Genomic DNA, 24,120 nt, shown 5'->3' on the forward strand with positions numbered 1-24,120 from the left:
AAAAGGCTCAGTCGACTGCGACGCGGCGCGGCTGTCCGAGATTGGCCAGGCGTACGCTCTGCTCGAGCTGCAAGGCCTCATCCGGCGTGTCGATGGGTCCCAGCCGCACCCGGTGCAGGGTCTGCTGGTTGTGTACCACCGAGCTGATGAACACCGGTGCAGACACCACGCCGCTCAGCTTGTCCTTGAGCAGCTGCGCCGCATCCGGATTGGCGAAGGCGCCAACCTGGAGAAACAGGCCAGAGGCTGCGGGCGAAGCGTTTTTTTTTGCTTCGATTTCCAGCGGCACCGTCGCCGCGGCGTGCTGCTGCGGCGGCGGGGTGTACTGCTCGATCGGTTGCGCCATGTTGCTGGCCGGCTTGGCCGCGGCAACCTGCGGCTGCGCCATCATGCTGGGCACCGGTCGGCCCTGCTCGGCCCACCACTGTTGCGGATCGATCCCCTCGACCTTGACCTTGGCGGTGCCACGTTCGGCGTAGCCGAGCTTTTTTGCAGCGGCAAACGACAGGTCGATGATCCTGTCCGAGTAGAACGGCCCCCGGTCGTTGACGCGCAGCGTCACGGTGCGTCCGTTTTCCAGGTTGGTGACCTTTACATAGGTCGGCAATGGCAGTGTCTTGTGCGCTGCACTCATGCCGTACAGGTCATACTTCTCACCATTGGCGGTGGGCTGCCCGTGAAACTTGGTGCCGTACCAGGACGCCGTCCCGGTCGCCGAATAACGGCGTCCGTCGCTGATGGGGAAATAGGTCTTGCCGAGCACCGTGTAAGGATTGGCCTTGTATGGCCCGTAATGCGGCATCGGCACCGCGTCCGGAATCTGCGAGACGTCCACGTCCCACCAGGGCGCGCCATCCTTGTGCGGACGAGCGTAATCACCTGGACCGCTGATGCCGCTGCCCTTGCCCGGCTTAGTGCTCGGTGCGGGGGTCGACGAGCAGCTCGCCAGCAGTGCTGCCGTCATGCCCAGGGCAAGCACTCGTGTCCAGAGAAGCCTCATTGATCGCCTCGCGCTTCAGCCAGCTGCTGGGACAGCTGATGCACGGCCATGGCGTACATCACGCTGCGGTTATAGCGGGTGATCACGTAAAAGTTCGGCAGGCCCAGCCAGTATTCATCGCCATCGGCACCTTCCAGACGGAACGCTGTGACGGCGGTCTCGTTGGCCACCGACTTGTCGAACTGCCAACCCAGGGCGCGCATCTCGCCGGCGTTCTTCTGTGATTCGAGGCCAACGGTCAGGCCTTCCTCGAATCGCTCGCCGGAAACCTTGGCCCGCGCCACCACCGGCTCGCCGGCAGCCCAGCCATGCTGTTTGAAGTAGCTGGCGGCACTGCCGATGGCGTCGGTGGGGTTGTTCCAGATGTCGATATGACCATCACTGTCGAAGTCCACCGCGTAGGCGCGGAAGCTGCTCGGCATGAACTGCGGCAGGCCCATGGCTCCGGCGTAGGACCCCTTGAGCGTCAGCGGGTCGACCTGCTCCTCGCGAGTCAGCAGCAGAAACTCCTTGAGCTGCTGGCGGAAGAAAGGCTGCCGCGGCGGATAGTCGAAACCCAGCGTCGACAGTGCATCGATCACGCGATGGCTGCCGGTGTTGCGCCCGTAGAAGGTTTCCACGCCGATGATCGCCACGATGATCTCGGCCGGCACGCCGTACTCGGATTCGGCACGGGCCAGCGCCGCCTCGTTCTCGCGCCAGAAGTCGACGCCCTGGGCGACACGCGAGTCGGTGAGGAAGATCGGCCGGTATTCCTTCCACGGCTTGACTCGTTCGGCTGGCCGCGAAATCGCATCGAGAATGGCCTGCTTACGCTCGGCCTTTGCGAACAGCTCGTGCAGCTGCTCGCTTGCGAATCCGTAGTCGCGCGTCATTTCAGCGACAAACTCGTCCACGTTGGGACCGACGTAGTCAGCGGCCTGTAGCGGCAGGCTTCCCAGCACGGCACCAGCCAAGCCCACGCCCGCCAGCATTCGCACCACCCAACCACGCCGTAATGAAGTCAACAAATTCACTCTCGTCAAACCTGTGCGATCCACTTGCGATGGGTGTGGATCGACATCAAAACCCCGAACCCTGACAGTAGGGTCACCAATGAAGTTCCACCGTAACTGATGAAGGGCAACGGCACCCCCACCACGGGCAACAGCCCACTGACCATACCGATATTGACGAAAACGTAAACGAAGAATGTCATCGTCAAGGCGCCAGCCAGCAGTTTTCCGAACAATGTTTGCGCCTGCACCGTGATCACCAGCCCACGCGTGATCAATAGCAGATAGACCAGCAGGAGCAAGCAGACACCGACCAGGCCGAACTCTTCGGCAAGCACGGCGATGATAAAGTCAGTGTGGCTTTCCGGCAAAAAATCCAGGTGCGACTGCGTCCCGGCCAGCCAGCCCTTGCCGAACACACCGCCCGAGCCAATCGCGGCCTTCGACTGGATGATGTTCCACCCGGTGCCCAGCGGATCGCTTTCCGGATCGAGAAAGGTCAGTACGCGCTGCTTCTGGTAGTTGTGCAGGACGAAGTACCACATCGCCACGGCGATGGGCACGACCGCCGCTACCGCCCCGATAATCCAGCGCCAGCGCAGACCGGCGATGAACAGCACGAACGCGCCGGACGCCAGAATCAGTAGCGAGGTGCCCAAGTCAGGCTGCTTGAGGATCAGCACGAACGGCACGAAGATCAGCGACAGGCTGATCGCCGTATGCTTGAGACTCGGCGGCAGGCTGCGGGTCGAAAGGTACCAGGCGATCGTCATCGGCATGATGATCTTCATGAACTCCGACGGCTGGAAGCGAATCACGCCGGGAATGTTGATCCAGCGCGTCGCGCCCATCGCCGTGTGCCCGACCACCTCGACCGCGACCAGCAGCGCCACCACGCCCAGATAGCCCAGCGGTACCCAGCGCGCCATGAAACGCGGCTCGAACTGTGCAATCACCAGCATGGCACCGAGGCCGAGAGCGAAGGACGTCGCCTGCTTGATCACCAGATCCCAGTTCTTGCCACTGGCCGAATAAAGGATGAACAGGCTACCGGCGGCCAGTACCAAGAGCAGCACCAGCAGCAGCCCGTCGATGTGCAGGCGCTGCAGCAGGCTGGCGCGGCGGCGCAGCACATCGTCGCGGGACAGGGTGCGGTCGAAATTGCCGCTCATGGCTTCTTCCCTTCGGCAGTCAGCGGCGGTGCGAACTCGGGCTTGAGCTTGCCCTCTTCGTCCAGCAGCCAGGCATCCATGACCTGCTTGGCCACGGGCGCGGCAACACCGGAACCCGACTCTCCATTTTCCACCATCACCGCCACGGCAATCTGCGGGTCGTGCACCGGCGCGAACGCGACGAACAGCGCGTGGTCGCGATGGCGCTCGGCCAGTTTGGCGCTGTCGTACTTCTCGCCCTGGCGAATCGCCACGACCTGGGCGGTGCCGCTCTTGCCAGCGATGCGATAGACCGAATCGTCTCCGACCTTGCGCGCCGTACCGCGCGCGCCATGCAGCACCTGCTCCATGCCGTGGGTCGCATAATCCCAGAAACGCGGATCGCGCAACTGAATGTCCGGAATCGGTTCCGGGTCCACCGGCGCCTTGCCAGCGATGCTGCGCGCCAAATGCGGACGAATCCATTTACCGCGCGTGGCCACCAGCGCCGTGGCCTGGGCCAGCTGCAGTGGCGTGGCCTGCATGTAGCCCTGACCGATGCCGAGAATGACCGTCTCGCCGGGATACCAGGGCTGCCGGTAGCGCGCCCGCTTCCAGTCGCGCGAGGGCATCAGGCCTGCGGTCTCTTCGTACATGTCCAGCGATACCCGCTGACCCAGGCCGAATCGAGTCATGTAATCGTGCATGCGGTCGACGCCCAGCTTGTGCGCCATGTCGTAGAAGTAGGTGTCATTGGAACGGGCAATGGCCAGATCGAGATCGACCCAGCCGTCGCCACTGCGATTCCAGTTGCGGTACTTGTGCTTGACGTTGGGCAGCTGGAAGAAGCCCGGATCGAACACCCTGCTGGACGGCGTGATCACCCCGGCATCGAGCCCGGCCACCGCCATCATCGGCTTGATCGTCGAGCCCGGCGGGTACAGGCCGCGCAGCACGCGGTTGTACAGTGGCCGGTCGATCGAGTCGCGCAGCTCGCCGTAGTCCTTGAAGCTGATTCCCGTGACGAACAGGTTGGGATCGAAGCTCGGCTGACTGACCATGGCGACCACCTCGCCGGTGTCCGGCAGCAGCGCGACGATGGCGCCACGGCGCCCGCCCAGGGCCGCCTCGGCCGCCTCCTGCAGATCCAGGTCAAGCGACAGGGTGATGTCCTTGCCCGGGATCGGATCGGTTCGCTTGAGCACGCGCAGAACCCGCCCACGAGCGTTGGTCTCGACCTCCTCGTAACCGACCTGGCCGTGCAGCTCGTCCTCGTAGAACTTCTCGACTCCGGTCTTGCCGACGTGGTGCGTACCGCTGTAGTTGACCGGATCGAGCTGCTTGAGCTCCTGTTCATTGATCCGCCCGACGTAGCCGACCGAATGCGCGAAATGCGGCCCTTGCGGGTAATGACGCACCAGCTGCGCCGCGACCTCGACGCCGGGTAGACGGAACTGGTTCACCGCGATACGGGCGATCTGTTCCTCGGACAGTTCGTACATGATCGGCACCGGCTCGAACGGCCGCCGACCCTGCAGCACGCGCTTCTCGAACAACCCGCGCTCTTCCTCGCTCAGTTCGAGAATCTCCACCACCGAGTCGAGCACGACCCGCCAGTCGCCGGCACGCTCGCGGGTCACGGTCAGGCTGAAACTCGGCCGGTTGTCGGCGATGACCCGCCCCTGGCGATCGAAGATCAGCCCGCGGTTGGGCGGGATCGGCTGAACGTGGACGCGGTTGTTCTCCGACAGCGTCGAGTGATGCTCGAACTGCACCACCTGCAGGTAGTACATGCGCGCCACCAGCACGCCGATCAGCAGCAGCACGACGGCAAGCCCCACGATCACGCGTCGGCGTACCAGCACGGCGTCCTTTTCGTGATCCTTGAGCTGAATCGGTTGCGGCATGTTGGAAGTGTTCGCGTACTACTTGTGATAGGGATGACCGGACAGCAAGGTCCAGGCGCGATAGATCTGCTCGCCAATGAGGATACGCACCAGCGGATGCGGCAGGGTCAGCGGCGAAAGCGACCAGCGCTGCTCGCTGCGTGCACAGACCTCGGGTGCCAGGCCCTCCGGGCCGCCAACCATGAGATTGACGTTGCGCGCATCGAGCCGCCAGCGTTCCAGCTCGGCAGCCAGCTGCTCGGTGCTCCAGGGCTTGCCGTGCACCTCGAGCGTGACGATGCGCTCGCCCGGCTGCACCTTGCCCAGCATGGCCTCGCCTTCCTGGCGGATCAACCGCGCCACATCAGCGTTCTTGCCACGAGTGTTGAGCGGAATCTCGTGCAGCTCCAGCGGCAGCTCGGAGGGCAGGCGCTTGGCGTATTCCTGCCAACCGTCCTCGACCCAGCGCGGCATCTTCGAGCCAACCGCGACCAGCTTGATCCGCACAGCTTACTCCGCGTCGTGGGCGTGCTGCGCGCGGCTCTGCTCGGCGCCCTGCCACAGGCGCTCGAGGTCGTAGAACTGGCGGGTCGGCACCTGCATCACATGCACCACCACATCACCCAGGTCGAGCAGCGCCCATTCGCCGCCATCCAGACCTTCGCTGCCGAGCGGGCGCACGCCCTGCTCCTTGGCCTTCTCCAGAACGTTCTCGGCCAGCGACTTGACGTGCCGGCTGGAGCTGCCGCTGGCGATGATCATGTAGTCGGTGACGCTAGTCTTGCCCTGGACATCGATGGTGGTGATGTCCTGGCCTTTCAGATCTTCCAGGGCGGCGACCGCCAGCTGGACCAAAGCTTCAGTTTGCATAACGTGAAAACAACCTCAGTTCGACGCCCGGTACAGTCCGTGCGCGTTGATATAAGCCAGTACGGCATCGGGAACCAGGAATCGGACCGACTTGCCGCTGGCCAACAATTGGCGAATCTGTGTGGCCGATACTTCCAGCGGCGTCTGCCAGACGAAAGCGATCTGCCCTGCCCCACCGCACAGCGCCTGGGGATCGGTCACGCTGCGCGCCGCGAGCAGATCACGGAGTGCCTGCGGCGCCTCGGTGCCGGCATCCGGCCGCTGCAGCACGAGGATATGGCAGTAGTCGAGCAGCTCCTCCCAGCGATGCCAGGTGGGCAGACCACAGAAGGCGTCCCAGCCCACCACCAGCAGCAGCTGGTCGTCGGCACCGAGCTCGGCACGCAAGGAAATCAGCGTATCGATGGTGTAGGACGGTCTCTCGCGCTCCAGCTCCCGTGCATCCACACACAGCGGCGGCAGGTCCTGCACCGCCAGGCGGACCATCGCCAGGCGATCCTGTGCCGAGCAATTGGGCGTATCGCGGTGCGGCGGCCGCGCATTGGGTATCAACCGCAGCTCGTCGAGCCCGAACATCTCGGCCACTTCGAGCGCGCCGCGCAGGTGGCCGATGTGCACCGGATCGAAGGTGCCACCGAGAATGCCGATGCGCCGGGCGCCGCCTGCGTGATTCATCAGGTACGGACGTGACCGTCGCCGAAGACCACGTACTTCTCGCTGGTCAACCCTTCCAGGCCGACCGGACCGCGCGCGTGCAGCTTGTCGGTGGAGATACCGATCTCCGCCCCCAGCCCGTACTCGAAGCCATCGGCGAAGCGGGTCGAGGCGTTGATCATCACCGATGCCGAATCGACCTCGGTGAGGAAGCGACGGGCGTCGGTGAAGTTCTCCGTGACGATCGCATCGGTGTGCTGCGAGCCGTAACGATTGATGTGTTCGATCGCCTCGTCCAGCGAGTCGAGGATGCGGACCGACAGGATCGGCGCGTTGTACTCAGTGGACCAGTCTTCTTCGCTGGCCTGCAGCACATCACTGCCGAGTAGCGCTCGCGTGCGCGGGCAGCCACGCAGCTCAACGCCCTTGTCGCGATAAATGGCGGCCAGGGGCGGCAGCACTTGCTCGGCAATGCCCTGGTGCACCAGCAGCGTTTCCATGGTGTTGCACGGCGCGAAGCGCTGGGTCTTGGCGTTGTCGGCGATGCGGATGGCCTTGTCCACATCCGCCGCGACGTCGACATAGACGTGGCAAATGCCGTCCAGGTGCTTGATCACCGGCACCCGGGCGTCGCGACTGATGCGCTCGATCAAGCCCTTGCCACCACGCGGCACGATCACGTCGACATATTCCGGCATGCTGATCAGGGCGCCCACCGCGGCGCGGTCAGTGGTATCCACCACCTGCACGGCAGCAGCCGGCAATCCGGCTTCGGCGAGGCCGAGCTGAATGCAGCGGGCAATCGCCTGATTGGAATGGATCGCCTCGGAGCCGCCGCGCAGGATGGTCGCGTTGCCCGACTTCAGGCACAGGCTGGCCGCGTCGATGGTCACGTTGGGCCGCGATTCGTAGATGATGCCCACCACGCCCAGCGGCACCCGCATCTTGCCGACCTGGATGCCGGATGGCATGTAACGCATGTCGCGGATCGCGCCGATCGGATCAGGCAGCGTGGCGACCTGGCGCAGGCCCTCGATCATGCCGTCGATCACCTTTGGCGTCAGCGCCAGGCGATCGAGCATGGCGGCGTCCAGACCATTGGCACGACCGCCGGCCAGGTCCAGCTCATTGGCCCGCACCAACTCGTCGCGGGCAGCGTCGAGCGCCGCGGCGGCGGCCTGCAGGGCACGATTCTTCTGCGCCGTGCTGGCGCGCGCGAGCACCCGCGAGGCCTCGCGCGCGGCGCGGCCCAGGCGGGTCATGTAGTCGAGTACGGACTCGGTCATGGATCTAGCTGGCCTGACTGAAGGGAAAGCGGCTGATTATAGCCGTCCCGGCAGCCTACGCACAGCGACGCCTGGGCGAAAGGGCTCTGATCGCGCCCGTTCATCATGACACCAGCGGGGTATTATCGGCGCACAGGAAACCCGCCGCCCTTTCGTCAGGTCGAAAGGCGATCCCGATCCAAGGAAGCATGCATGGGCCAGTGGCTCGACCCCCTTACTCAATGGCTGGCAAGCCACCCACACTGGCTGGGCCTGGCACTGCTGCTCGTTGCCTGCATGGAGAGCCTGGCAGTCGTCGGCTTGCTGATCCCGGGTACCGTACTGACCTTTTCCATCGCCCTGCTGGCCGGTAACGGCGTCCTCACGCTCGGCGAAACCCTGCTGCTGGGCTTCATCGGCGGCCTGATCGGCGACCTGCTCTCGTATGGTCTGGGCCGCCGATACCATCAGGGCATACGTCGCCTGCCCGGCCTGCGCAACCACCCCGAGTGGCTGCTGCGCGCCGAGCATTACTTCCAGCGCTACGGCGTTGCCAGCCTGCTGGTCGGCCGCTTCATTGGGCCGCTGCGACCGATGCTACCAATGACCGCCGGCATGCTCGACATGCCCTTCGGCCGCTTTTTGCTGGTCAGCCTGTGTGCCGCCGCTGGCTGGTCGATGGCCTATCTGCTGCCCGGCTGGAGCGCTGGCGCGGCCATGCGCCTGCCGCTGCAGGAAGGTTTCTGGAGCGAGGCGGCGATCGTCGCCGGCGGCCTACTGGCTCTGGCCGCCTGTACCGCGTACGGCAGCCTGCGCCAGCTGCGCTGGGTCAGTGCCCTGTCGGCAGCAGTCAGCGTAGCGATCCTGCTCGGGCTGTTTTTCGGCTGGCCACATTTCAAGGAGCTCGACGAAGGACTGCTCGAGGTAATCCAGAGCGAGCGCAGCAGCGTGCTCGATCGCATCATGGTCGTCATCACCCGCTTAGGCGACTTCCACACCCAGCTCTGGGCCGGTGTCTTGCTGTGCGTGCTGCTCCTGATCCTACGCCAGTGGCGTGCAGCAATCTTTTCCATCCTCACGCTGCTGGGCACGGCCACGGCCAACGGTGCGCTCAAGGCCTCCTTCGCCCGCGTCCGACCAGAGGTCTTGATGGAGCCGCTGAGCAGCTACAGCTTTCCCAGTGGACACAGCTCGGCCGCGTTCGCCTTCTTTCTCACCCTCGGCGTGCTCGCCGGCCGCGACCAGCCGCCGCGCCTACGCCTGGCCTGGCTGGTGCTGGCCAGCCTACCGGCCACGGCGATCGCGCTGTCACGGGTCTACCTGGGGGTGCACTGGATGACCGACGTCACCGCCGGTGCATTGCTCGCGGCGAGCATCTGCGCACTCAGCCTGACCCTGGTGCAATGGCGCGCCCCGATGGCAGCACTACCAGCCAAGGTATGGTGGCTGATCCTGCCCGCCTGCCTGGGACTGATCGGCACGTTCAGCACCTGGGCGCTGCCGGCCGCGATGCAGATGTATCGGTATCAGTGAGCACTCTAGCGAAGGTGTGATCCGCTATTTTCTGGGCACGAGCCAAGAATGTGTGACGTGTCGTTGCGCATATCACACCACCGGTGGTTAGGTGCGCATCTAGCGCGAGCAACCTTCCAACGTTGAGTTTCGGATAACTCAATAAGTGTCCAGGGAACTAGGATCAGACCGATGCGAGAGTCACACCTTCTAACATTCAGCAGCCACGATGCCGTAGCACTCTCCTACCGCCATTGGCCCGCGCTCTTGTCGGTAGAGACAACGAAAAGGCGGGCCGTCGTAATGTTCCATCGAGGACATGAGCATTCGGGTCGACTGGCCCACCTCGTTGATGAACTCGACCTTCCTGACTGTGATTTCTTCGCCTGGGATGCGCGCGGGCACGGTCTGTCGCCTGGCGTTCGCGGAGACAGCCCGAGCTTCGCAACGAGCGTGCGAGATGTGCAAACGTTCATTGAACATATCGGCTCGACCCACAACTTCGACGAAGAGAACTTAGCCATTGTTGCGCAAAGCGTAGGGGCGGTTGTCGTTGCGACATGGGCCCACGACTATGCGCCCAAAGTTCGCGCGCTGATACTGGCCTCACCGGCGTTCAGCGTGAAGCTGTACGTACCGTTCGCACGGGCGGCTTTGAGGCTGATACGAGCATTTCGCGGCAACTTCTTCGTTGACAGCTACGTCAAGGCACGCTTCCTGACTCACGATCCCGCGCGGATTCAGAGCTATCAGCAGGACCCGCTTATTACCAAGGCCATTTCCGTCAACATGCTCCTTGGACTGCATGAAGCGGCGCGGCGCGTGGTTGCAGATGCGCAGGCGATCCAAATCCCGACGCAGCTCCTCATCTCAGGCGCAGACTTCGTCGTCGAGCGCAAACCGCAGGTGATGTTTTTCGAAAGACTCGGCTGCTTACGGAAAGAAAAACACCTTCTCCCCGGCTTCTTTCACGACACGCTTGGTGAGCGAGATCGTGAACGGGCAGTAAGCCAGGCCCGTCGCTTCATTCTTCACAACTTTGAAACGCCAACGGCACCTCCATCGCTCTTAGATGCGGACCGAATCGGCCCGATGCGTGCGGAAGCAGAAGCACTGGCCGCCCCTGTTGCCCCAAACTCAATACAAGAATGTTACTGGCGCGCCATGCGTGCAGGAATGCGCCTTGGTGCCCGGCTTTCCCATGGAATGAAGCTCGGCTTCGAGACCGGTTTCGATTCCGGCAGCACGCTCGATTATGTCTATAGAAACGAACCAGCAGGCCTGACCCTGCTAGGGCGCAAGATCGACCAGCTCTATTTGAATTCCATAGGCTGGCGAGCAATACGCCCGAGAAAAGCGCATGTAGAAGAGCTGTTACGCGGAGCGATAAGTCGGCTGCGAAGCACCGATCAGCCAGTACATATCGTAGACATCGCTGCCGGCCACGGTCGCTACATTCTTGAGGCAGTACAGAGTCTCGAAGAGCGCCCTGCTTCGATTGTTCTACGCGATTACAGCGACATCAACGTACGCGATGGTAGCGCCCTGATCCAGGCAAAGGGTCTCGAAGACGTCGCTCGGTTCATCAAGGCTGACGCATTCGATCAGGCCAGTCTGGCCTCACTCTCGCCGCGCCCAACGCTTGTAGTGGTATCGGGACTCTACGAGTTGTTCGGCGACAATCAGATGATCAGCCGCTCTTTGGCCGGCATCGCCGAAGCACTGCAACCGGGCGGTTACATCGTTTACACAGGACAACCCTGGCACCCACAGCTGAATCTCATCGCCCGAGTGCTGACCAGTCACCGAGATGGACAGGCATGGGTGATGCGGCGGCGTACCCAAGCAGAGATGGACCAATTGGTAGCAGCGGCAGGCCTGGTTAAAATCACCCAGCGCATAGACGATTGGGGGATCTTTACGGTGTCGTTGGCACAAAAGCCGCACTGACAAAGCCGACCCTTTTCTAGCGACACCAATTGGCCGGTGCGGCTCCAGGTCAAGTCGCCCAACACTCGGGGCGTCAGGCCTAAGCCCCGTCCTGCAATTGCTCGAGCAGGCTTTGAATCTGCTCCAACTGGAGATCCGGCTTGTCCAGCCTCAGCAACTCGATCTTCTGCGTGGCCTCGAATGGCAGCAGGTAAGCCAGCTGATTGGCCAGGGTGGCCTGATCGTCGACGGGGCCGCCGAGCCCCAGCGTCTTGACCATCGGATGCTGACCGAGCGCCTCGAGCAGTACCAGCAGGTCGGCGTGCCGCTCGTTCAGCGGTTGCAGGGCGGGCTCAACGCGCCAGGCGACCTGGGCGACGGTCAGCTGGTCGTCCTGCACTTCGGACGACTGAACATCGAAGCGTCGCCCGCCTTCCACGCGTATGCCCAACAGGCCATTGGACAATTGCTGCCAGTCGCGAATATGCGCCTCGCAGCCGATGCTGGCGAAGGCCGTTGGCGCCGCGCCGACTTCACGACCATCCAGAATGTGCACCACGCCAAAGCCATGACCAGCCTTTAAGCACTGGCTGACCATGTCCAGATAGCGCGCCTCGAATATCTGTAATTCGAGCGCACAACCGGGAAACAGCACGGTATCCAGCGGGAACAGCGGCAATCTCATGCGGACTCCATCACAGCAGCAGGGCGACCACCAACGGTAACAGCACCGCGGTCAGTACCCCCATCAGACTCATGGCCAGGGCCGCGAAAGCACCGCACTCGTCGCTTTCCTGCAGCGCCTGCGCCGTGCCCACGGCGTGAGCGGTCAGCCCCAGCGCGATGCCGCGGGCTGCAGGATGCTGAACGCCAAACCGACGCAACAGTTCCGGACCGATAATCGCGCCGAGCACACCGGTGATCATCACGAACACCGCGGCCAGGGCCACAACGCCACCGATCTGTTCGGCGACCAGCATGGCGATCGGCGAGGTCACCGATTTCGGCGCCAGGGTCATGAGGATCATCTCGTCGGCGCCGAACGCCCAGGCCAGGGCCATGCCCAATGCCGTGGCGAATATGCCGGCGACCAGCAGGGTGACCACGATCGGCCCGAACAGCTCGCGGATGCGCCGCAGGTTGAGGTAAAGCGGCACGGCCAGGGCCACGGTGGCCGGCCCAAGCAGGATGGTCAGCCACTGGGCGCTGATGCGGTACTCCTCGTAGGCGATACCGCATGCCAAGAGGATGCCGACCACCAGCGCCATCGACACCAGCACCGGCTGTAGAAACACCCAGCGAGTCTTCTCGTAGGCGGCAAATGCCAGCTGGAACGCCGCCAGGGTGATGCCCACGCCGAACAGCGGATGGTGGATCAGCGCCTGCCAGGCCGCATACCAATGCAACTCGATCATGCCCCCTCCTGACGGCGCTGCTTGCGCCGGATCAGCGCCTGCATCAGCCAACCGGTGAAGACCAGCGAGATCACCAGCGAAATCACCAGCACGCCGATGATGGCCCAGAAATCGTCCAGGATCGCCTCGGTATAGGCCATCACACCCACTGCCGGGGGCACCAGCAGAAGCGGCAGATAGCGCAGCAGGCTACTCGCCGCCAGCTGAAGCGATTCGCTTGCCCTGCCACGCGCCAGCAGACCAGCGAACAACAGCACCATCCCAATGATCGGGCCTGGCAGCATGGGCAGAAACAGCACGTTCAGCACGGTGCCAAGCAGCTGGAATGCGACCAGCCAGGTCAGGCCTCTTAGCAGCATGGGAGCCTCCTGCAAAATGCGGACAGTATAAGGGCCAATGCTGCCAGCTGCCTGCGCGGCGCTATGACGGGCCATTCGCGCTGCCGATGCTGGTTTGCAGTGGCTGGCGCACGTGCTGATCTAGCCCCGGTGCAGTCGCCCACTGCCCCTGGCCGCCCATCCTGCAATCACAAGAACAACCCGGAGGATTCATGCCACAGGTACCCGTCGCACAACTGAAGGACCTCATCGGCAAGGAACTCGGTCACTCCGACTGGCTGACCATCGACCAGCAGCGTGTCGATCAGTTTGCCGACTGCACCGGTGACCACCAGTTCATCCATGTCGACGCCGAGAAGGCCGCGCAGACCCCATTCGGCGGCACCATCGCCCACGGCTTCCTGTCACTGTCGCTGCTGCCGATGCTCTCCGGTGACCTGATGGTGGTTCCGGAGGGCACGCGGATGGGCGTCAACTATGGCCTGGACAGCCTGCGCTTCATCCAGCCGGTACGCGTCGGCTCGCGGGTGCGGCTGGGGCTGACGCTGATCGATGCCCACGAGAAGAATCCCGGCCAGTGGCTGCTCAAGGCGCGCGCGGTGATGGAGATCGAAGGCTCGGAGAAACCGGCCTACATCGCCGAAACCCTGGCTCTGTGCGTCCTCTGAGCGGCAACCCTGCGCGATTGTCGCAGCCCGCCCGGTTTGCGGCATACTGCGGACGTCCTGCCTGAGCGGATGTCCGCATGCTGCGTCTTATTCCCTTCCTGTTACTCGGTCTGCTCACCGCCTGCGGCGAGGGCGAGCCTCTCACCCCTGCCGATGGAGTGCTGCCGGACGGCGGCCGCTACCGCGGCGAGATCGTCGACGGCCTGCTGCAGGGCAGCGGACGTATCGATTACCCGAACGGCAGCTACTACTTCGGCGAGTTCAAGGACGGCCAGTGGCATGGCTTCGGTACCTGGAACGGCGCCACCGGCGATCGCTACGAGGGCGAGTTCAAGCATGGCCTGTTCGACGGCCTCGGCCGCTTCAGCTACGCCGAGGGCGGCGTCTACGAAGGCGAATTCCAGGCCGGTCGCATGCACGGCCACGGCCGTTTCAGCCAGGACGGCACGGTCTACGAAGGCGAGTTCCGCAACAATCTCTACCACGGCCAAGGCAAGCTCGAGTATGCCGATGGCTACGTCCATCAGGGCCAGTTCAGCCGAGGCCAGCCGGATGGTCCTGGTACCCGCAGCGACGTCGATGGCCAGCTCAGCGGCGAGTTCAGCGCCGGCAGCCTGAACGGCGAAGGTAGCTACGTGACCGGCCAGGGCGAACGCTACAGCGGCCAGTTCGAGAATGACCAGTTCCATGGCCAGGGCCGCTACGAGGACAGCGACGGCAACGTCTGGAGCGGTACCTTCGTCCATGGCGAACTGAGTGGCACCGGCAGCCACCTCGCCAGCGATGGCAGCCGTTACGTCGGCCAGTTCCGCGGCTGGCGCTACCACGGCCAGGGCCGGCTCGACCGTGCCGATGGCAGCTTCTACACCGGCGGCTTCCGCCAGGGACGCTTCGCCGGCGAGGGTGCGCTGACCGATACCGAAGGCCGCGAACTACGCGGCACCTGGCGCAACGGCCGGCGCATCCGCGACGAACAGGGTCACGCCCTGCCCGACCCGTTGGAGATCGCCCTGCTAGAGCAGGGTGACCTGCTCGACAGCGCCATCGAGGCACTACCGCCATCCACCCCGGCGGCCGAACTCTATACGCTGACGTTCGCCGGCGACGGTCGTCAGAGCGTGTTCATGCGCGAAGCGGATTACGTGCAGCGGCTGCTGGCCGAGCGCTTCGAGGCCCGCGGCCAGCTCAGCCTGGTCAACCATCGCGACCACCTGGCCGACCGCCCGCTGGCGACCCGGGAGAACCTGGCACGGGCCATCCGTGCCCTGTCCGAGCGCAGCGGCGAGGAAGACCTGATCTTCCTCTACTTCACCAGCCACGGCTCGGCCGAGCACGAACTGGTGCTGAGCCAGCCGCGTCTGAGCCTGGACGACTTGCCCGCCGGCGATCTTGCCGAACTGCTCACGCCGCTGGCCGGGCGCAAGGCGGTGGTGGTGATATCCGCCTGCTACTCCGGTGGTTTCATCGAGCCGCTGAAGAATCAGCAGACGCTGATCATGACTGCCGCGCGTGCCGACCGGGTGTCGTTCGGCTGCTCCGAGCAGAGCGACTTTACCTACTTCGGCCGCGCGCTGTTCGCCGAAGCATTGCAGGAAACCGACGATATCGTGCAGGCCTTCACGCTGGCGGCGGCAAAGGTTGCCGAACGCGAGCAGGCCGACGACTATCAGGCATCGGAACCGCAATTATGGGCGCCGGAACCGGTCGTCCAACGCTGGCAGGAACTGCAGCAGCGGCGCGCCGCCCAATGATCGCCACAGGAGCACAACCATGTATTTGACGCCACAGCGCATTCTGCTTGCCGGCGCCACCGGACTCACTGGCGAGCACCTGCTCGATCGACTGCTCAACGAACCCACCGTCGAACGCGTGCTGGCGCCGACGCGCAAGCCGCTGGCCGCGCACCCACGCCTGGAAAACCCGGTCGGCGAGCTGCTAACAGTGCTGCCAACTCTGAGCGGCGCGATCGACACGGCCTTCTGCTGCCTGGGCAGCACACTCAAGCAGGCCGGCACCCAGGAAGCCTTCCGTGCCATTGATCATGACCTGGTGCTGGCATTCGCCCGCCGCGCCAAGGAAATGGGCGCCCGCCATCTGCTGGTGATCAGCTCACTGGGCGCCAGCACGGACAGCTCGATCTTCTATCTCAAGGTAAAGGGCGAGACCGAGGCCGCACTACAGCAGCAGGACTGGCCGCAACTGACCATCGCGCGCCCTTCGCAACTCATCGGCCCACGCCTGGAGTCGCGCCTGAGCGAGCGCATCGCCGCGCCGCTGTCGCAGCTGCTTCCAGGCAAGTACCACGGAATCGAGGCCTGCACGCTGGCGCGAGCGCTCTGGCGCCTGGCGCTGGAAGAAGGCGACGGCCTGCGCATCGTCGAGTCGGACGAACTGCGCAAATTGGGCAAGTAGCTTTCGGCCGGACTTCTGGCCGTGATCGTCGCGAGGGCCGGCTTGCTGCCGGCTCGCAGGCGTAGGACTGATGTCGCTCTTTACTTCCGGCTCGCCCGGCCGGGCGGATCGGCGCCGCGCGATCCACCCAACGAGCCTGCGCGAGCCTTAGTGGCCGCTCATACCTTGATGAAGTGCTCGCGGTAATGCCGCAGCTCGGCGATGGAATCGCGGATGTCGTCCAGCGCCAGGTGGGTACCAGCCTTCTTGAAACCTTCCATGATTTGTGGCGCCCAGCGTGCTGCCAGCTCCTTGAGCGTCGAGACATCCAGATTGCGGTAGTGGAAGTAGGCTTCCAGCGTCGGCATCTGTCGGTAGAGGAAACGACGGTCCTGGCAGATGCTGTTGCCACAGATCGGCGACTTGCCCTTGGGCACCCACTGCTCGAGGAATTCCAGGGTCAGGCGCTCGGCCTCCGCCGTGGAAATCCGGCTCTCGCGCACACGCTGGGTCAGCCCCGAACCGCCATGCTGGCGGGTGTTCCACTCATCCATGCGGGCAAGGACTTCGTCGCTCTGGTGCACGGCGATGACCGGTCCCTCGGCCAGCACGTTGAGCTGGCTGTCGGTGACGATGGTGGCCATCTCGATGATGACGTCGTTGTCCGGATCCAGACCGGTCATTTCCAGGTCGATCCAGATCAGGTTCTGCGGGTTCTGCATGAGGGGCTCCTTGGCTGTGCGGCGCAGTTTAGCCGCTCGCGCCGGCGTCGTCAGGTGGGCCGGCCGGGTACCAGATCAGCAAGCGTGAGCCGCGCCAGTCGTCGATCGACAGCACCTCCGCCGGCTCCATGCCGGGCACCGCGAAACTGTTACTGATCAGCATCGCGCCGGGGCGCATTTCCGCTTGCGCCTTTTCCCACAGCGCCGCCATGGGCGCCGGTGAAAGGAAGCAGTAGACAACATCGTACTCGCCGAGATCGACGCGCCACAGGCTGAGCGGCTGGACCTGGCAGTTGCGCCGTGGCAGGCAGCGCAGCCAGGACAGGGCGAAGGTCAGCGGTGCGGTTTCCACTCCGACGAAGCGAGCCGCCGGATATGCCCGTGCCAGCCGCACCAGGGTACCGGCCAGCCCACTGCCCAGATCGATCAGACGAAAATCGTTCGGCAGCACCGCCAGCCGCGCACGCAACCGGCGCTCGGTCTGCGAGCCGGTCAGGTAGAGCGGCACCCGCTCACCGAAGGCGTTCCAGTTGAGCAACAAGAGCAGCGCGAGGCCGCTCAGCGGTGCCCATGCCGGTACATTCAGGTCGCCGGACAGCAGCAGACCAGGCACGAAGAGCAGGTTGATCGGCAACCACCAGACCGACAGGCCGAGTCGCGCCCCGATCAGTGCGGCCAGAGCGCCCTGCGCGAGCGCGGTGGGGATCAGCCCCGGGCGCACGGCAAAGCCCCAGGCCAAGCCGAACGCCAGTAGCCAGACGAGCAGCAGCGCCAGCAACTGGGCCAGCAGCGCGCGCAGAACAGGCAAACGGGTAAGCGTGGTGGCGGACATGGTCAGCGATCGTCGAACCAGGGCGGGCCAGTCTAACCGTCTGCCGACGCGCCATACAGGCCGCAGCCAGCCGGCATGCTAGACTCGCCCACCAAAACTGCGAGACAACCCCCACCCATGGCCAAACGCCAACTCAACCGCCGGCAGAGCTGGCGTATCGAGAAGATCCAGGAAGAGCGCGCCGCCCGTGCCGCACGCCGTGAGAGCCGTGCCCTCGAGGAGCTGGAGGGCGGCGACCTCGGCCCGGAACAGACCGGGCTGGTCATCGCGCATTTCGGCGTACAGGTCGAGGTCGAGGCACTGGAGGGCGAACACAGCGGGCAGGTGTTCCGCTGCCACTTGCGGGCCAACCTGCCGGCACTGGTCACCGGCGACCGCGTGGTCTGGCGCCCGGGCAACCAGGGCATCGGCGTCATCGTCGCGCAGCTGCCGCGGCATTCGGAGCTGTGCCGGCCGGACATGCGTGGCCAGCTTAAGCCGGTGGCGGCCAATGTCGACCTGATCGTCATCGTCTTCGCCCCGCTTCCCGAGCCGCACGCCAACCTGATCGATCGCTATCTGATCGCAGCCGAGCACGCTGGCATCGCGCCGCTGCTGCTGCTGAACAAGGCCGACCTGATCGACGAGCAGAACGAGGCAGCACTGAACCGCCTGCTGGACGTGTATCGCCAGCTGGATTATCCGCTGCTGGAGGTCTCGGCCCATGGCGGCGCCGGCATGGACGAGCTGAAGGCGCGTCTCGACGGTCACGTCAGCGTGTTCGTCGGGCAATCCGGGGTCGGCAAGTCATCGCTGGTCAACAGCCTGCTGCCGGGCGTCGACACCCGTGTCGGCGCGCTGTCGGAAATGACCGGCAAGGGTACGCATACCACCACTACCGCGCGGCTGTTCCACTTCCCCGGCGGCGGCGAGCTGATCGACTCACCCGGCATTCGCGAATTCGGCCTCGGCCACGTCAGCCGCGCCGATGTGGAAGCAGGCTTCATCGAATTCCAGGATCTACTCGGGCACTGCCGTTTCCGCGACTGCAAGCACGATCGCGAACCGGGCTGCGCGCTGCTCAAGGCTCTGGAAGAGGGGCGTATCCAGCCACAGCGCATGGCCAGCTATCGACATATTCTCAGCAGCCTGCCGGAATCGGACTACTGAGTTCATCCCGGCCGGTCAGCGACCGTCGGGTTGGCCGAATTGCAGCACCCCGTCTTCGAAGATGTTCAGCCGCTCGCGCAGCTGTTCGGGCTGCAACGGCTCCTCGACGGGTGCTGTCGCGCCGGGCGAAGACTGGGCAGGCACCGCACCGCCCTCATCGTCGCGCTGCGCGCCGGGCTGCTCGCCCTCGATCGAACGCTGCGCCTTCTTTGTCAGCACCAGGATATCGATGCGACGGTTCACCGGGTTGAACGGATCCTTGCGATCGAACAGTGCCGATGAGGCATAGCCCACCACCCGCGCAATCTGCTCCTCGGGATACCCACCTGCTACGAGCGTGCGGCGCGCGGCATTGGCGCGGCTGGCCGATAGCTCCCAGTTGCCGAAATCGCCGCGCCCGGAAAACGGCTTGGCGTCGGTGTGTCCGCTGATGCTGATCTTGTTCGGCACGGCGGCGATGGTGTCCACCAGCGCCAGCAGGATGTCCTCGAAGTAAGGCTGCAGCTGGGCGCTGCCGAGGGCGAACATCGGTCGGTTCTCGGCATCCATGATCTGGATGCGCAGGCCATCCTGGGTGATCTCGAAGAGGATCTGGTCCTTGAACTTCTGCAGCTCGGGGTTCTCGTCGACCTTGTTCTGCAGTTCCTGCAGCAGCAACTCCAGCCGCTCGCGCTCGATCTGCTCGGCGAACGTCTCGGCCTGCTGGGCGTCGATCTGCGCCTCGCTCTGCGCCGGCTCCAGCTCGGGATTGAGGGTGCGGTCCGGCGAAGGCGTCGGCGTGCCGCCCAGATCGATGACATGGGGGCTGGCGCTTTCGGTGAACCCGATGGGGTCCTGAAAATAGCCGGAGATGAGTTTCTTCTGTTCCGGCGTGGCCGAACTCATCAGCCACATCACAAGGAAGAACGCCATCATCGCCGTGGCGAAGTCGGCGAAGGCGATCTTCCAGGCGCCACCGTGATGACCGCCAGCGACCTTCTTGACCCGCTTGACGATGATCGGTTGGGTATTGTCCATGGCGAACCTTTAGCTGCCACGCATGGCTTGCTCGAGCTCGGAGAAGCTCGGGCGGTGCGCCGGATAGAGAACCTTGCGGCCGAACTCGACGGCCAGCGTCGGCGGCATACCCGAGGCCGAGGCGACCAACGTCGCCTTGATTGCCTCGTAGACGTTGAGCTCTTCCTTGGCGTCGTGCTCCAACGCCGCGGCCAGCGGCCCAAAGAATCCGTAGGAAGCAAGAATGCCAAGGAAGGTACCGACCAGCGCCGAGCCGACCTTGTAGCCGATCATGGCGTTATCCGCCTCGGCGAGGATCGACATGGTGATCACGATACCCAGTACCGCCGCGACGATACCCATCGCCGGCAAACCATCAGCGACCTTGCTGACGGCGTGAGATGGGTGCTCGAGTTCTTCCTTCAGGCTGTTGAGCTCCATGTCGAACAAGCCTTCGAGTTCGTGCGGCGCCATGTTGCCGGAGGACATGATGCGCAGATAATCGCAGGTGAAGGCGGTCATCCGCTCGTCCTGCAGGAAGCCGGGGTACTTGCTGAACAGCGGACTGGCGGCCGGATCCTCAAGATCGGCCTCGATGGCCATCATGCCCTCGCGGCGGCTCTTGTTCAGGATCGAATAGAGCAGGCTGAGCACTTCTAGATAATAGGTATTGGTGAAGCGCGTGCTGAACATCTTCAGCGACTTCTTGAAAACGATCTTGGTGGTGCTGCCCGGGTTGGCCTGCAGGAAGCCACCCAGCGCCGCGCCGCCGATGATCATCACCTCGAAGGGATGGATGAGCGCGCCGATCTTGCCGCCGGATAGTACGAACCCGCCCAGCACGCTGGCGAACACGACGATGATGCCGATGATTTTGACCATAGGAGGTACGTCTGGAACCTGATTACGAGCCGTTCGGACTGCGGCAACAACTGCCGCAAAACCCCGCCGTACGGCCTTGCAGAAGGAATGTTGGAAGAATTGTTCTGGTTATCGGAACTTTTGCGCCAGACTAAAGGCCATCCCGATGAAAAGCTAGTTCGGCCATGACCACCACACCCCCGCTACCACGCACCCTGCCCGCCTGGATCAAGGCACTCGACGATGCTCCCCTGCCCGCCTTTGCCGCCGTTCATGAACGGGTTCGCCTGGCGTTGCGCGACAGCAGCAAGTCGATGCGGCAGATCGCCGAGCTCATCCAGGACAGCCCGGTGCTGGCGCTGCGCTTCATTCAAGAGGCCAACCGCGGCATCGGCGATGGCCAGCCGGCCGAAAGCCTGGAGGTCGCACTCAGCCGCATCGGCGTGCAGCGCGCTGAAGCATTGCTGGCGCGCATTCCGGCGATGGAGGCGGCCGACATGCCGCGACCGCTGCGGCAACTGGTACTGATCAGCCGCCATGCCAGCCAGCAGGCCAACGGACTGTTCGCCGCCCGCCTGGCCCGGCTGTGGCAGGACATCCACTGGGGCAGCCTGCTGTTTCTGGCGCCGGCCTGGGCACTGATCGGCACCTATCCGCATCTGCTGGAAAGTTGGGAACAGCGGGTATTGGTCAAGGGCGAACCAGCCAGCCGCGTCGAGCGCGAACTGCTCGGCGTTTCCCTGCTGGAGCTGTGCCTCAGGCTTGCCGAGCATTGGCGTCTACCCGACTGGATCGCTCAGGGCTATCGCCTGCTCGGTGCCGATCGGCGCCGGCTGATCAGAGCCCTGCATATCGCCCACGACAACGAACACCCGCTGCACCAGCAGCAGATGCTCGACGCCGACCCCGAGCTACGCCGCTGGCTTACATTGCCGAGCAACACCATCGTGCTGGCCAACGGCTTGGCGCTATCGGCACACCACAGCTGGAGCGGCGTGCACAGCCTGCGCTGGCAGCGGCTGGCCGGACTGTACCTGCAGGTGCCGCTGGACGAGATGCAACAGATGGTGCACCAGCAAGCGGTCATCAGTGCCCGCGAGTTCGGCCCGACCGACCTCTGGCACCCGGCCCAGGGCCTGCTGTGGCCAACCGGCAGCCGCTTCCAGACCCTGCGCGAAGCACCGATCCCGAGCGCGGCCGACCTGGCAGAGTGGCGCGACCAATGTCGCCGCCTGCTGGGCGATCCCTCACCGTTCAGCAACATCCTGCAACTGACTGCCACAGCCAGCCGCGCACTGAACTGCGCCGGCCTTCAGCGCTCACTGGTGATGCTGGTCGACCGCAAGCAGAATCGCCTGGTCAGCCAGCAGGGCAACGGCCTGCCTGCCGATGCCGCGCGCCTGACGCTCGCTCCGGAGCAGAGCCAGATTGTTCGGCGCCTGCTGGAAAAACCTGCCCAGCTGCGACTGCAACCATCCAACATGGCGCAGTTCTCGGCCCTCTTGCCCGGCACGCTCAAGAAACTGTTCGCCGGCGAGCACCTGCTGTTGCGCTCGCTGGGAGTCGACGGGCGAGTGCTGATGCTCATCGTTGCCGATCAGAACGGCGCGCCCATGTCGGACGCGGTACTGCAAACATTCGTTAAAACATCCCAGTGCATCGAGCGCGCACTGAGCAACTTCAGCAGGCGCGGGGGCTGATCTTTTTCGCTAGACTTCGTCCCTTCCATGACTGAGTCGAGGCCCGCCGTGTCCGTCTTTTCCCACCTGCCGCTGGTGATCGAGCCTGCCGATCTGGCCGCTCGCCTCGATGCGCCGGAACTGATTCTGGTCGATCTGACGAGCGCCGCTCGCTATGCCGAAGGCCATCTGCTGGGTGCTCGCTTCGTCGACCCCAAGCAGACCCAGCTCGGCCAACCGCCAGCGCCCGGCCTGCTTCCCGACATCGCGCAGCTGCAGCAGCTGTTCGGCGCACTGGGACATCGCCCCGACGCGGTCTATGTGGTCTACGACGACGAGGGCGGCGGCTGGGCCGGGCGCTTCGTCTGGCTGCTGGATGTGATCGGCCATCACCACTACCACTACCTCAACGGCGGCCTGCACGCCTGGCTGGCCGAGGGTCGGTCACTCACCCAGCAGGTACCCGCGGCCGCCGCCGGCCACCCGAGCCTGACGCTCGACGAAGCACCCACCGCCACCCGCACCTACATCGAGAGCCGCCTCGGCGCGGACGACCTGGCTATATGGGACGCTCGCTCACCGGCTGAATACCGCGGCGAAAAGCTGTTCGCCGCCCGCGGTGGCCACATCCCCGGGGCGGTCAACTTCGAGTGGACCGCCGCCATGGACCCAGCACGTTCGCTGCGCATCCGCGAGGACATCGCCGAGCACCTGCGGGCACTCGGGATCGTGCCGGAGAAGGAAATCATCACCCATTGTCAAACCCACCATCGCTCAGGCCTCACCTACCTGATAGCCAAGGCGCTGGGCTATCCGCGCGTCAAAGGCTACGCCGGCTCCTGGGCCGAATGGGGCAACCTGCCTGACACCCCGGTGCAGCAATGAAAAGGACCAACATGAAAGAACGCCTGTTCGTCGCCAGCCAGTATCTGCTGCCGCATCACCTGATCTCACGACTGGCCGGCTGCCTGGCCGAATGCCGGCTGCCCTGGGTGAAGAACACCTTCATCAAGTGGTTCGTCCGCCATTTCCAAGTCGACATGCGCGAGGCCCAGACGGAAGAACCTACGGCCTACGAACATTTCAACGCCTTTTTTACCCGCGCGTTGAAAGATGGCGCGCGCCCTCTAGATACCACGCCTGGCGCCATCCTCAACCCCTGCGACGGGGCCATCAGCCAGCTAGGCCGCATCGAGCAGGGCCGCATCTTCCAGGCCAAGGGGCACAGCTTCAGCGCCATGGAGTTGCTCGGCGGCGATCATGAGCGCGCGGCGCCGTTCATGGGCGGCGCATTCGCTACCGTGTACCTGTCGCCCAAGGATTATCACCGTGTGCATATGCCGGTCAGCGGCACGCTGCGCGAGATGGTCTATGTACCGGGACGGATCTTCTCGGTGAACACCGTTACCGCCCAGGGGGTACCGGAGCTGTTCGCGCGCAACGAGCGGGTGGTCTGCCTGTTCGACACCGAGCATGGGCCGATGGCGATGGTGCTGGTCGGCGCGATGATCGTTGCCAGCATCGAAACGGTCTGGGCCGGACTGGTCACGCCGCCCAAGCGCAGCCTCCGGACCTTCCGTTACGACGAAACCGCGCGCGCACCGATCCACCTGGAAAAGGGTGCGGAGATGGGGCGCTTCAAGCTTGGTTCGACCGTCATCCTGCTGTTCGGTCCGGACCGTGTTCGCTGGGCCGAGCAGCTCGGCCCGCTTAGTCCCGTATGCATGGGCCAGGCCCTGGGGCAGGCGGAATCGAGCGCAGTGATCGCCGAGCCGCTCGACCAGCTCTAACGGCCCCAACCGACGTT

General features: G+C 64.3%; 24 protein-coding genes. 9 read left to right on the forward strand and 15 right to left on the reverse strand.

Going from position 1 to position 24,120, the window contains the following annotated elements; translation table 11 throughout:
• Nucleotides 1-7 precede the first annotated feature (7 nt).
• Genes OUY36_RS19435 through OUY36_RS19470 form a run of 8 tightly spaced genes read right to left on the reverse strand, consistent with a single transcriptional unit; the run spans nt 8 to nt 7,842 of the window.
• On the reverse strand, nt 8-1,000 hold the full coding sequence (locus OUY36_RS19435) for a septal ring lytic transglycosylase RlpA family protein (protein WP_267935586.1): 993 nt from the start codon (nt 998-1,000) through the stop codon (nt 8-10).
• A complete protein-coding gene (mltB, locus tag OUY36_RS19440) occupies nt 997-1,974 on the reverse strand; it encodes a lytic murein transglycosylase B (RefSeq protein ID WP_267938214.1) in 978 nt (325 codons plus the stop codon). The genes OUY36_RS19435 and mltB overlap by 4 nt, the downstream gene beginning before the upstream one ends.
• Before the next feature lie 47 nt (nt 1,975-2,021).
• Nucleotides 2,022-3,167, reverse strand: coding sequence for a rod shape-determining protein RodA (gene rodA / locus OUY36_RS19445; protein WP_267935588.1), 1,146 nt, complete (start codon nt 3,165-3,167; stop codon nt 2,022-2,024).
• Nucleotides 3,164-5,053, reverse strand: coding sequence for a penicillin-binding protein 2 (gene mrdA / locus OUY36_RS19450; protein ID WP_267935590.1), 1,890 nt, complete (start codon nt 5,051-5,053; stop codon nt 3,164-3,166). Before mrdA ends, rodA begins: the two co-directional genes overlap by 4 nt.
• 18 nt (nt 5,054-5,071) lie before the next feature.
• A complete protein-coding gene (rlmH, locus tag OUY36_RS19455) occupies nt 5,072-5,539 on the reverse strand; it encodes a 23S rRNA (pseudouridine(1915)-N(3))-methyltransferase RlmH (RefSeq protein WP_063540847.1) in 468 nt (155 codons plus the stop codon).
• Between the two features lie 3 nt (nt 5,540-5,542).
• Complete coding sequence (rsfS, locus tag OUY36_RS19460) at nt 5,543-5,902, reverse strand: ribosome silencing factor (RefSeq protein ID WP_110775733.1); 360 nt, start codon at nt 5,900-5,902, stop codon at nt 5,543-5,545.
• 15 nt (nt 5,903-5,917) lie between these two features.
• Nucleotides 5,918-6,577 (reverse strand): nicotinate-nucleotide adenylyltransferase, encoded by a 660-nt coding sequence (gene nadD, locus OUY36_RS19465; RefSeq protein WP_110775731.1) that lies wholly within the window; start codon nt 6,575-6,577, stop codon nt 5,918-5,920.
• Nucleotides 6,577-7,842, reverse strand: coding sequence for a glutamate-5-semialdehyde dehydrogenase (locus tag OUY36_RS19470; RefSeq protein WP_102838769.1), 1,266 nt, complete (start codon nt 7,840-7,842; stop codon nt 6,577-6,579). The genes nadD and OUY36_RS19470 overlap by 1 nt, the downstream gene beginning before the upstream one ends.
• Before the next feature lie 192 nt (nt 7,843-8,034).
• On the opposite strand from OUY36_RS19470, the gene OUY36_RS19475 reads away from it, so the two are divergent.
• Together OUY36_RS19475 and OUY36_RS19480 are read left to right on the forward strand one after the other, a co-directional pair.
• Nucleotides 8,035-9,354: a bifunctional DedA family/phosphatase PAP2 family protein gene (locus OUY36_RS19475; protein WP_110775727.1), complete on the forward strand. Its 1,320-nt coding sequence runs from the start codon at nt 8,035-8,037 to the stop codon at nt 9,352-9,354.
• 171 nt (nt 9,355-9,525) lie between these two features.
• On the forward strand, nt 9,526-11,283 hold the full coding sequence (locus OUY36_RS19480; RefSeq protein WP_267935594.1) for a bifunctional alpha/beta hydrolase/class I SAM-dependent methyltransferase: 1,758 nt from the start codon (nt 9,526-9,528) through the stop codon (nt 11,281-11,283).
• Nucleotides 11,284-11,362: 79 nt separating this feature from the next.
• On the opposite strand, the gene OUY36_RS19485 is transcribed toward OUY36_RS19480, so the two are convergent.
• The 3 genes from OUY36_RS19485 to OUY36_RS19495 are packed head-to-tail and all read right to left on the reverse strand — an operon-like array spanning nt 11,363 to nt 13,036.
• Nucleotides 11,363-11,947 carry an LON peptidase substrate-binding domain-containing protein gene (locus tag OUY36_RS19485; RefSeq protein WP_125867085.1) on the reverse strand — a complete coding sequence of 195 codons (585 nt, stop codon included), beginning with the start codon at nt 11,945-11,947 and terminating at the stop codon, nt 11,363-11,365.
• A gap of 10 nt (nt 11,948-11,957) precedes the next feature.
• Nucleotides 11,958-12,677, reverse strand: a complete 720-nt coding sequence (locus tag OUY36_RS19490) for an LrgB family protein (RefSeq protein ID WP_063540840.1) — start codon at nt 12,675-12,677, stop codon at nt 11,958-11,960.
• Nucleotides 12,674-13,036: a CidA/LrgA family protein gene (locus tag OUY36_RS19495; RefSeq protein ID WP_102838773.1), complete on the reverse strand. Its 363-nt coding sequence runs from the start codon at nt 13,034-13,036 to the stop codon at nt 12,674-12,676. The genes OUY36_RS19490 and OUY36_RS19495 overlap by 4 nt, the downstream gene beginning before the upstream one ends.
• A gap of 191 nt (nt 13,037-13,227) precedes the next feature.
• Between OUY36_RS19495 and OUY36_RS19500 the strand changes: the two genes are divergently transcribed.
• From OUY36_RS19500 to OUY36_RS19510, 3 genes are all read left to right on the forward strand, one after another.
• Nucleotides 13,228-13,683 (forward strand): MaoC family dehydratase, encoded by a 456-nt coding sequence (locus OUY36_RS19500; protein ID WP_125867088.1) that lies wholly within the window; start codon nt 13,228-13,230, stop codon nt 13,681-13,683.
• 77 nt (nt 13,684-13,760) lie between these two features.
• Nucleotides 13,761-15,434, forward strand: coding sequence for a C13 family peptidase (locus OUY36_RS19505; RefSeq protein ID WP_267935599.1), 1,674 nt, complete (start codon nt 13,761-13,763; stop codon nt 15,432-15,434).
• Between the two features lie 19 nt (nt 15,435-15,453).
• The gene (locus tag OUY36_RS19510; protein ID WP_063540836.1) at nt 15,454-16,095 is read left to right on the forward strand and encodes an oxidoreductase; all 642 of its coding nucleotides are present in this window, start codon (nt 15,454-15,456) and stop codon (nt 16,093-16,095) included.
• Nucleotides 16,096-16,253: 158 nt separating this feature from the next.
• Here the strand turns inward: OUY36_RS19510 and orn are convergent, their stop codons facing one another.
• Complete coding sequence (orn, locus tag OUY36_RS19515) at nt 16,254-16,796, reverse strand: oligoribonuclease (protein ID WP_267935602.1); 543 nt, start codon at nt 16,794-16,796, stop codon at nt 16,254-16,256.
• Between the two features lie 28 nt (nt 16,797-16,824).
• The gene (locus OUY36_RS19520; RefSeq protein ID WP_267935604.1) at nt 16,825-17,628 is read right to left on the reverse strand and encodes a class I SAM-dependent methyltransferase; all 804 of its coding nucleotides are present in this window, start codon (nt 17,626-17,628) and stop codon (nt 16,825-16,827) included.
• A gap of 117 nt (nt 17,629-17,745) precedes the next feature.
• Here OUY36_RS19520 and rsgA point away from each other — a divergent pair, with 117 nt between their 5' ends.
• Nucleotides 17,746-18,777: a small ribosomal subunit biogenesis GTPase RsgA gene (rsgA, locus tag OUY36_RS19525; protein WP_110775709.1), complete on the forward strand. Its 1,032-nt coding sequence runs from the start codon at nt 17,746-17,748 to the stop codon at nt 18,775-18,777.
• A 15-nt stretch (nt 18,778-18,792) separates the two neighbouring features.
• Here the strand turns inward: rsgA and motB are convergent, their stop codons facing one another.
• Both motB and motA read right to left on the reverse strand, forming a co-directional pair.
• Entirely contained in the window at nt 18,793-19,794 is a 1,002-nt protein-coding gene (gene motB / locus OUY36_RS19530) for a flagellar motor protein MotB (RefSeq protein ID WP_152481821.1), read from the reverse strand.
• A gap of 9 nt (nt 19,795-19,803) precedes the next feature.
• A complete protein-coding gene (motA, locus tag OUY36_RS19535) occupies nt 19,804-20,655 on the reverse strand; it encodes a flagellar motor stator protein MotA (RefSeq protein WP_267935607.1) in 852 nt (283 codons plus the stop codon).
• A gap of 164 nt (nt 20,656-20,819) precedes the next feature.
• On the opposite strand from motA, the gene OUY36_RS19540 reads away from it, so the two are divergent.
• The 3 genes from OUY36_RS19540 to asd are packed head-to-tail and all read left to right on the forward strand — an operon-like array spanning nt 20,820 to nt 24,103.
• Nucleotides 20,820-22,334: an HDOD domain-containing protein gene (locus tag OUY36_RS19540; protein ID WP_253749097.1), complete on the forward strand. Its 1,515-nt coding sequence runs from the start codon at nt 20,820-20,822 to the stop codon at nt 22,332-22,334.
• Nucleotides 22,335-22,382: 48 nt separating this feature from the next.
• Entirely contained in the window at nt 22,383-23,198 is an 816-nt protein-coding gene (locus tag OUY36_RS19545; RefSeq protein WP_102838782.1) for a rhodanese-like domain-containing protein, read from the forward strand.
• 11 nt (nt 23,199-23,209) lie between these two features.
• Nucleotides 23,210-24,103 (forward strand): archaetidylserine decarboxylase, encoded by an 894-nt coding sequence (asd, locus tag OUY36_RS19550; RefSeq protein ID WP_267935612.1) that lies wholly within the window; start codon nt 23,210-23,212, stop codon nt 24,101-24,103.
• Nucleotides 24,104-24,120 lie beyond the last annotated feature (17 nt).

The sequence above is a fragment of the Stutzerimonas sp. R40042 genome (genome assembly GCF_026642215.1).
Taxonomy (GTDB): domain Bacteria; phylum Pseudomonadota; class Gammaproteobacteria; order Pseudomonadales; family Pseudomonadaceae; genus Stutzerimonas; species Stutzerimonas frequens.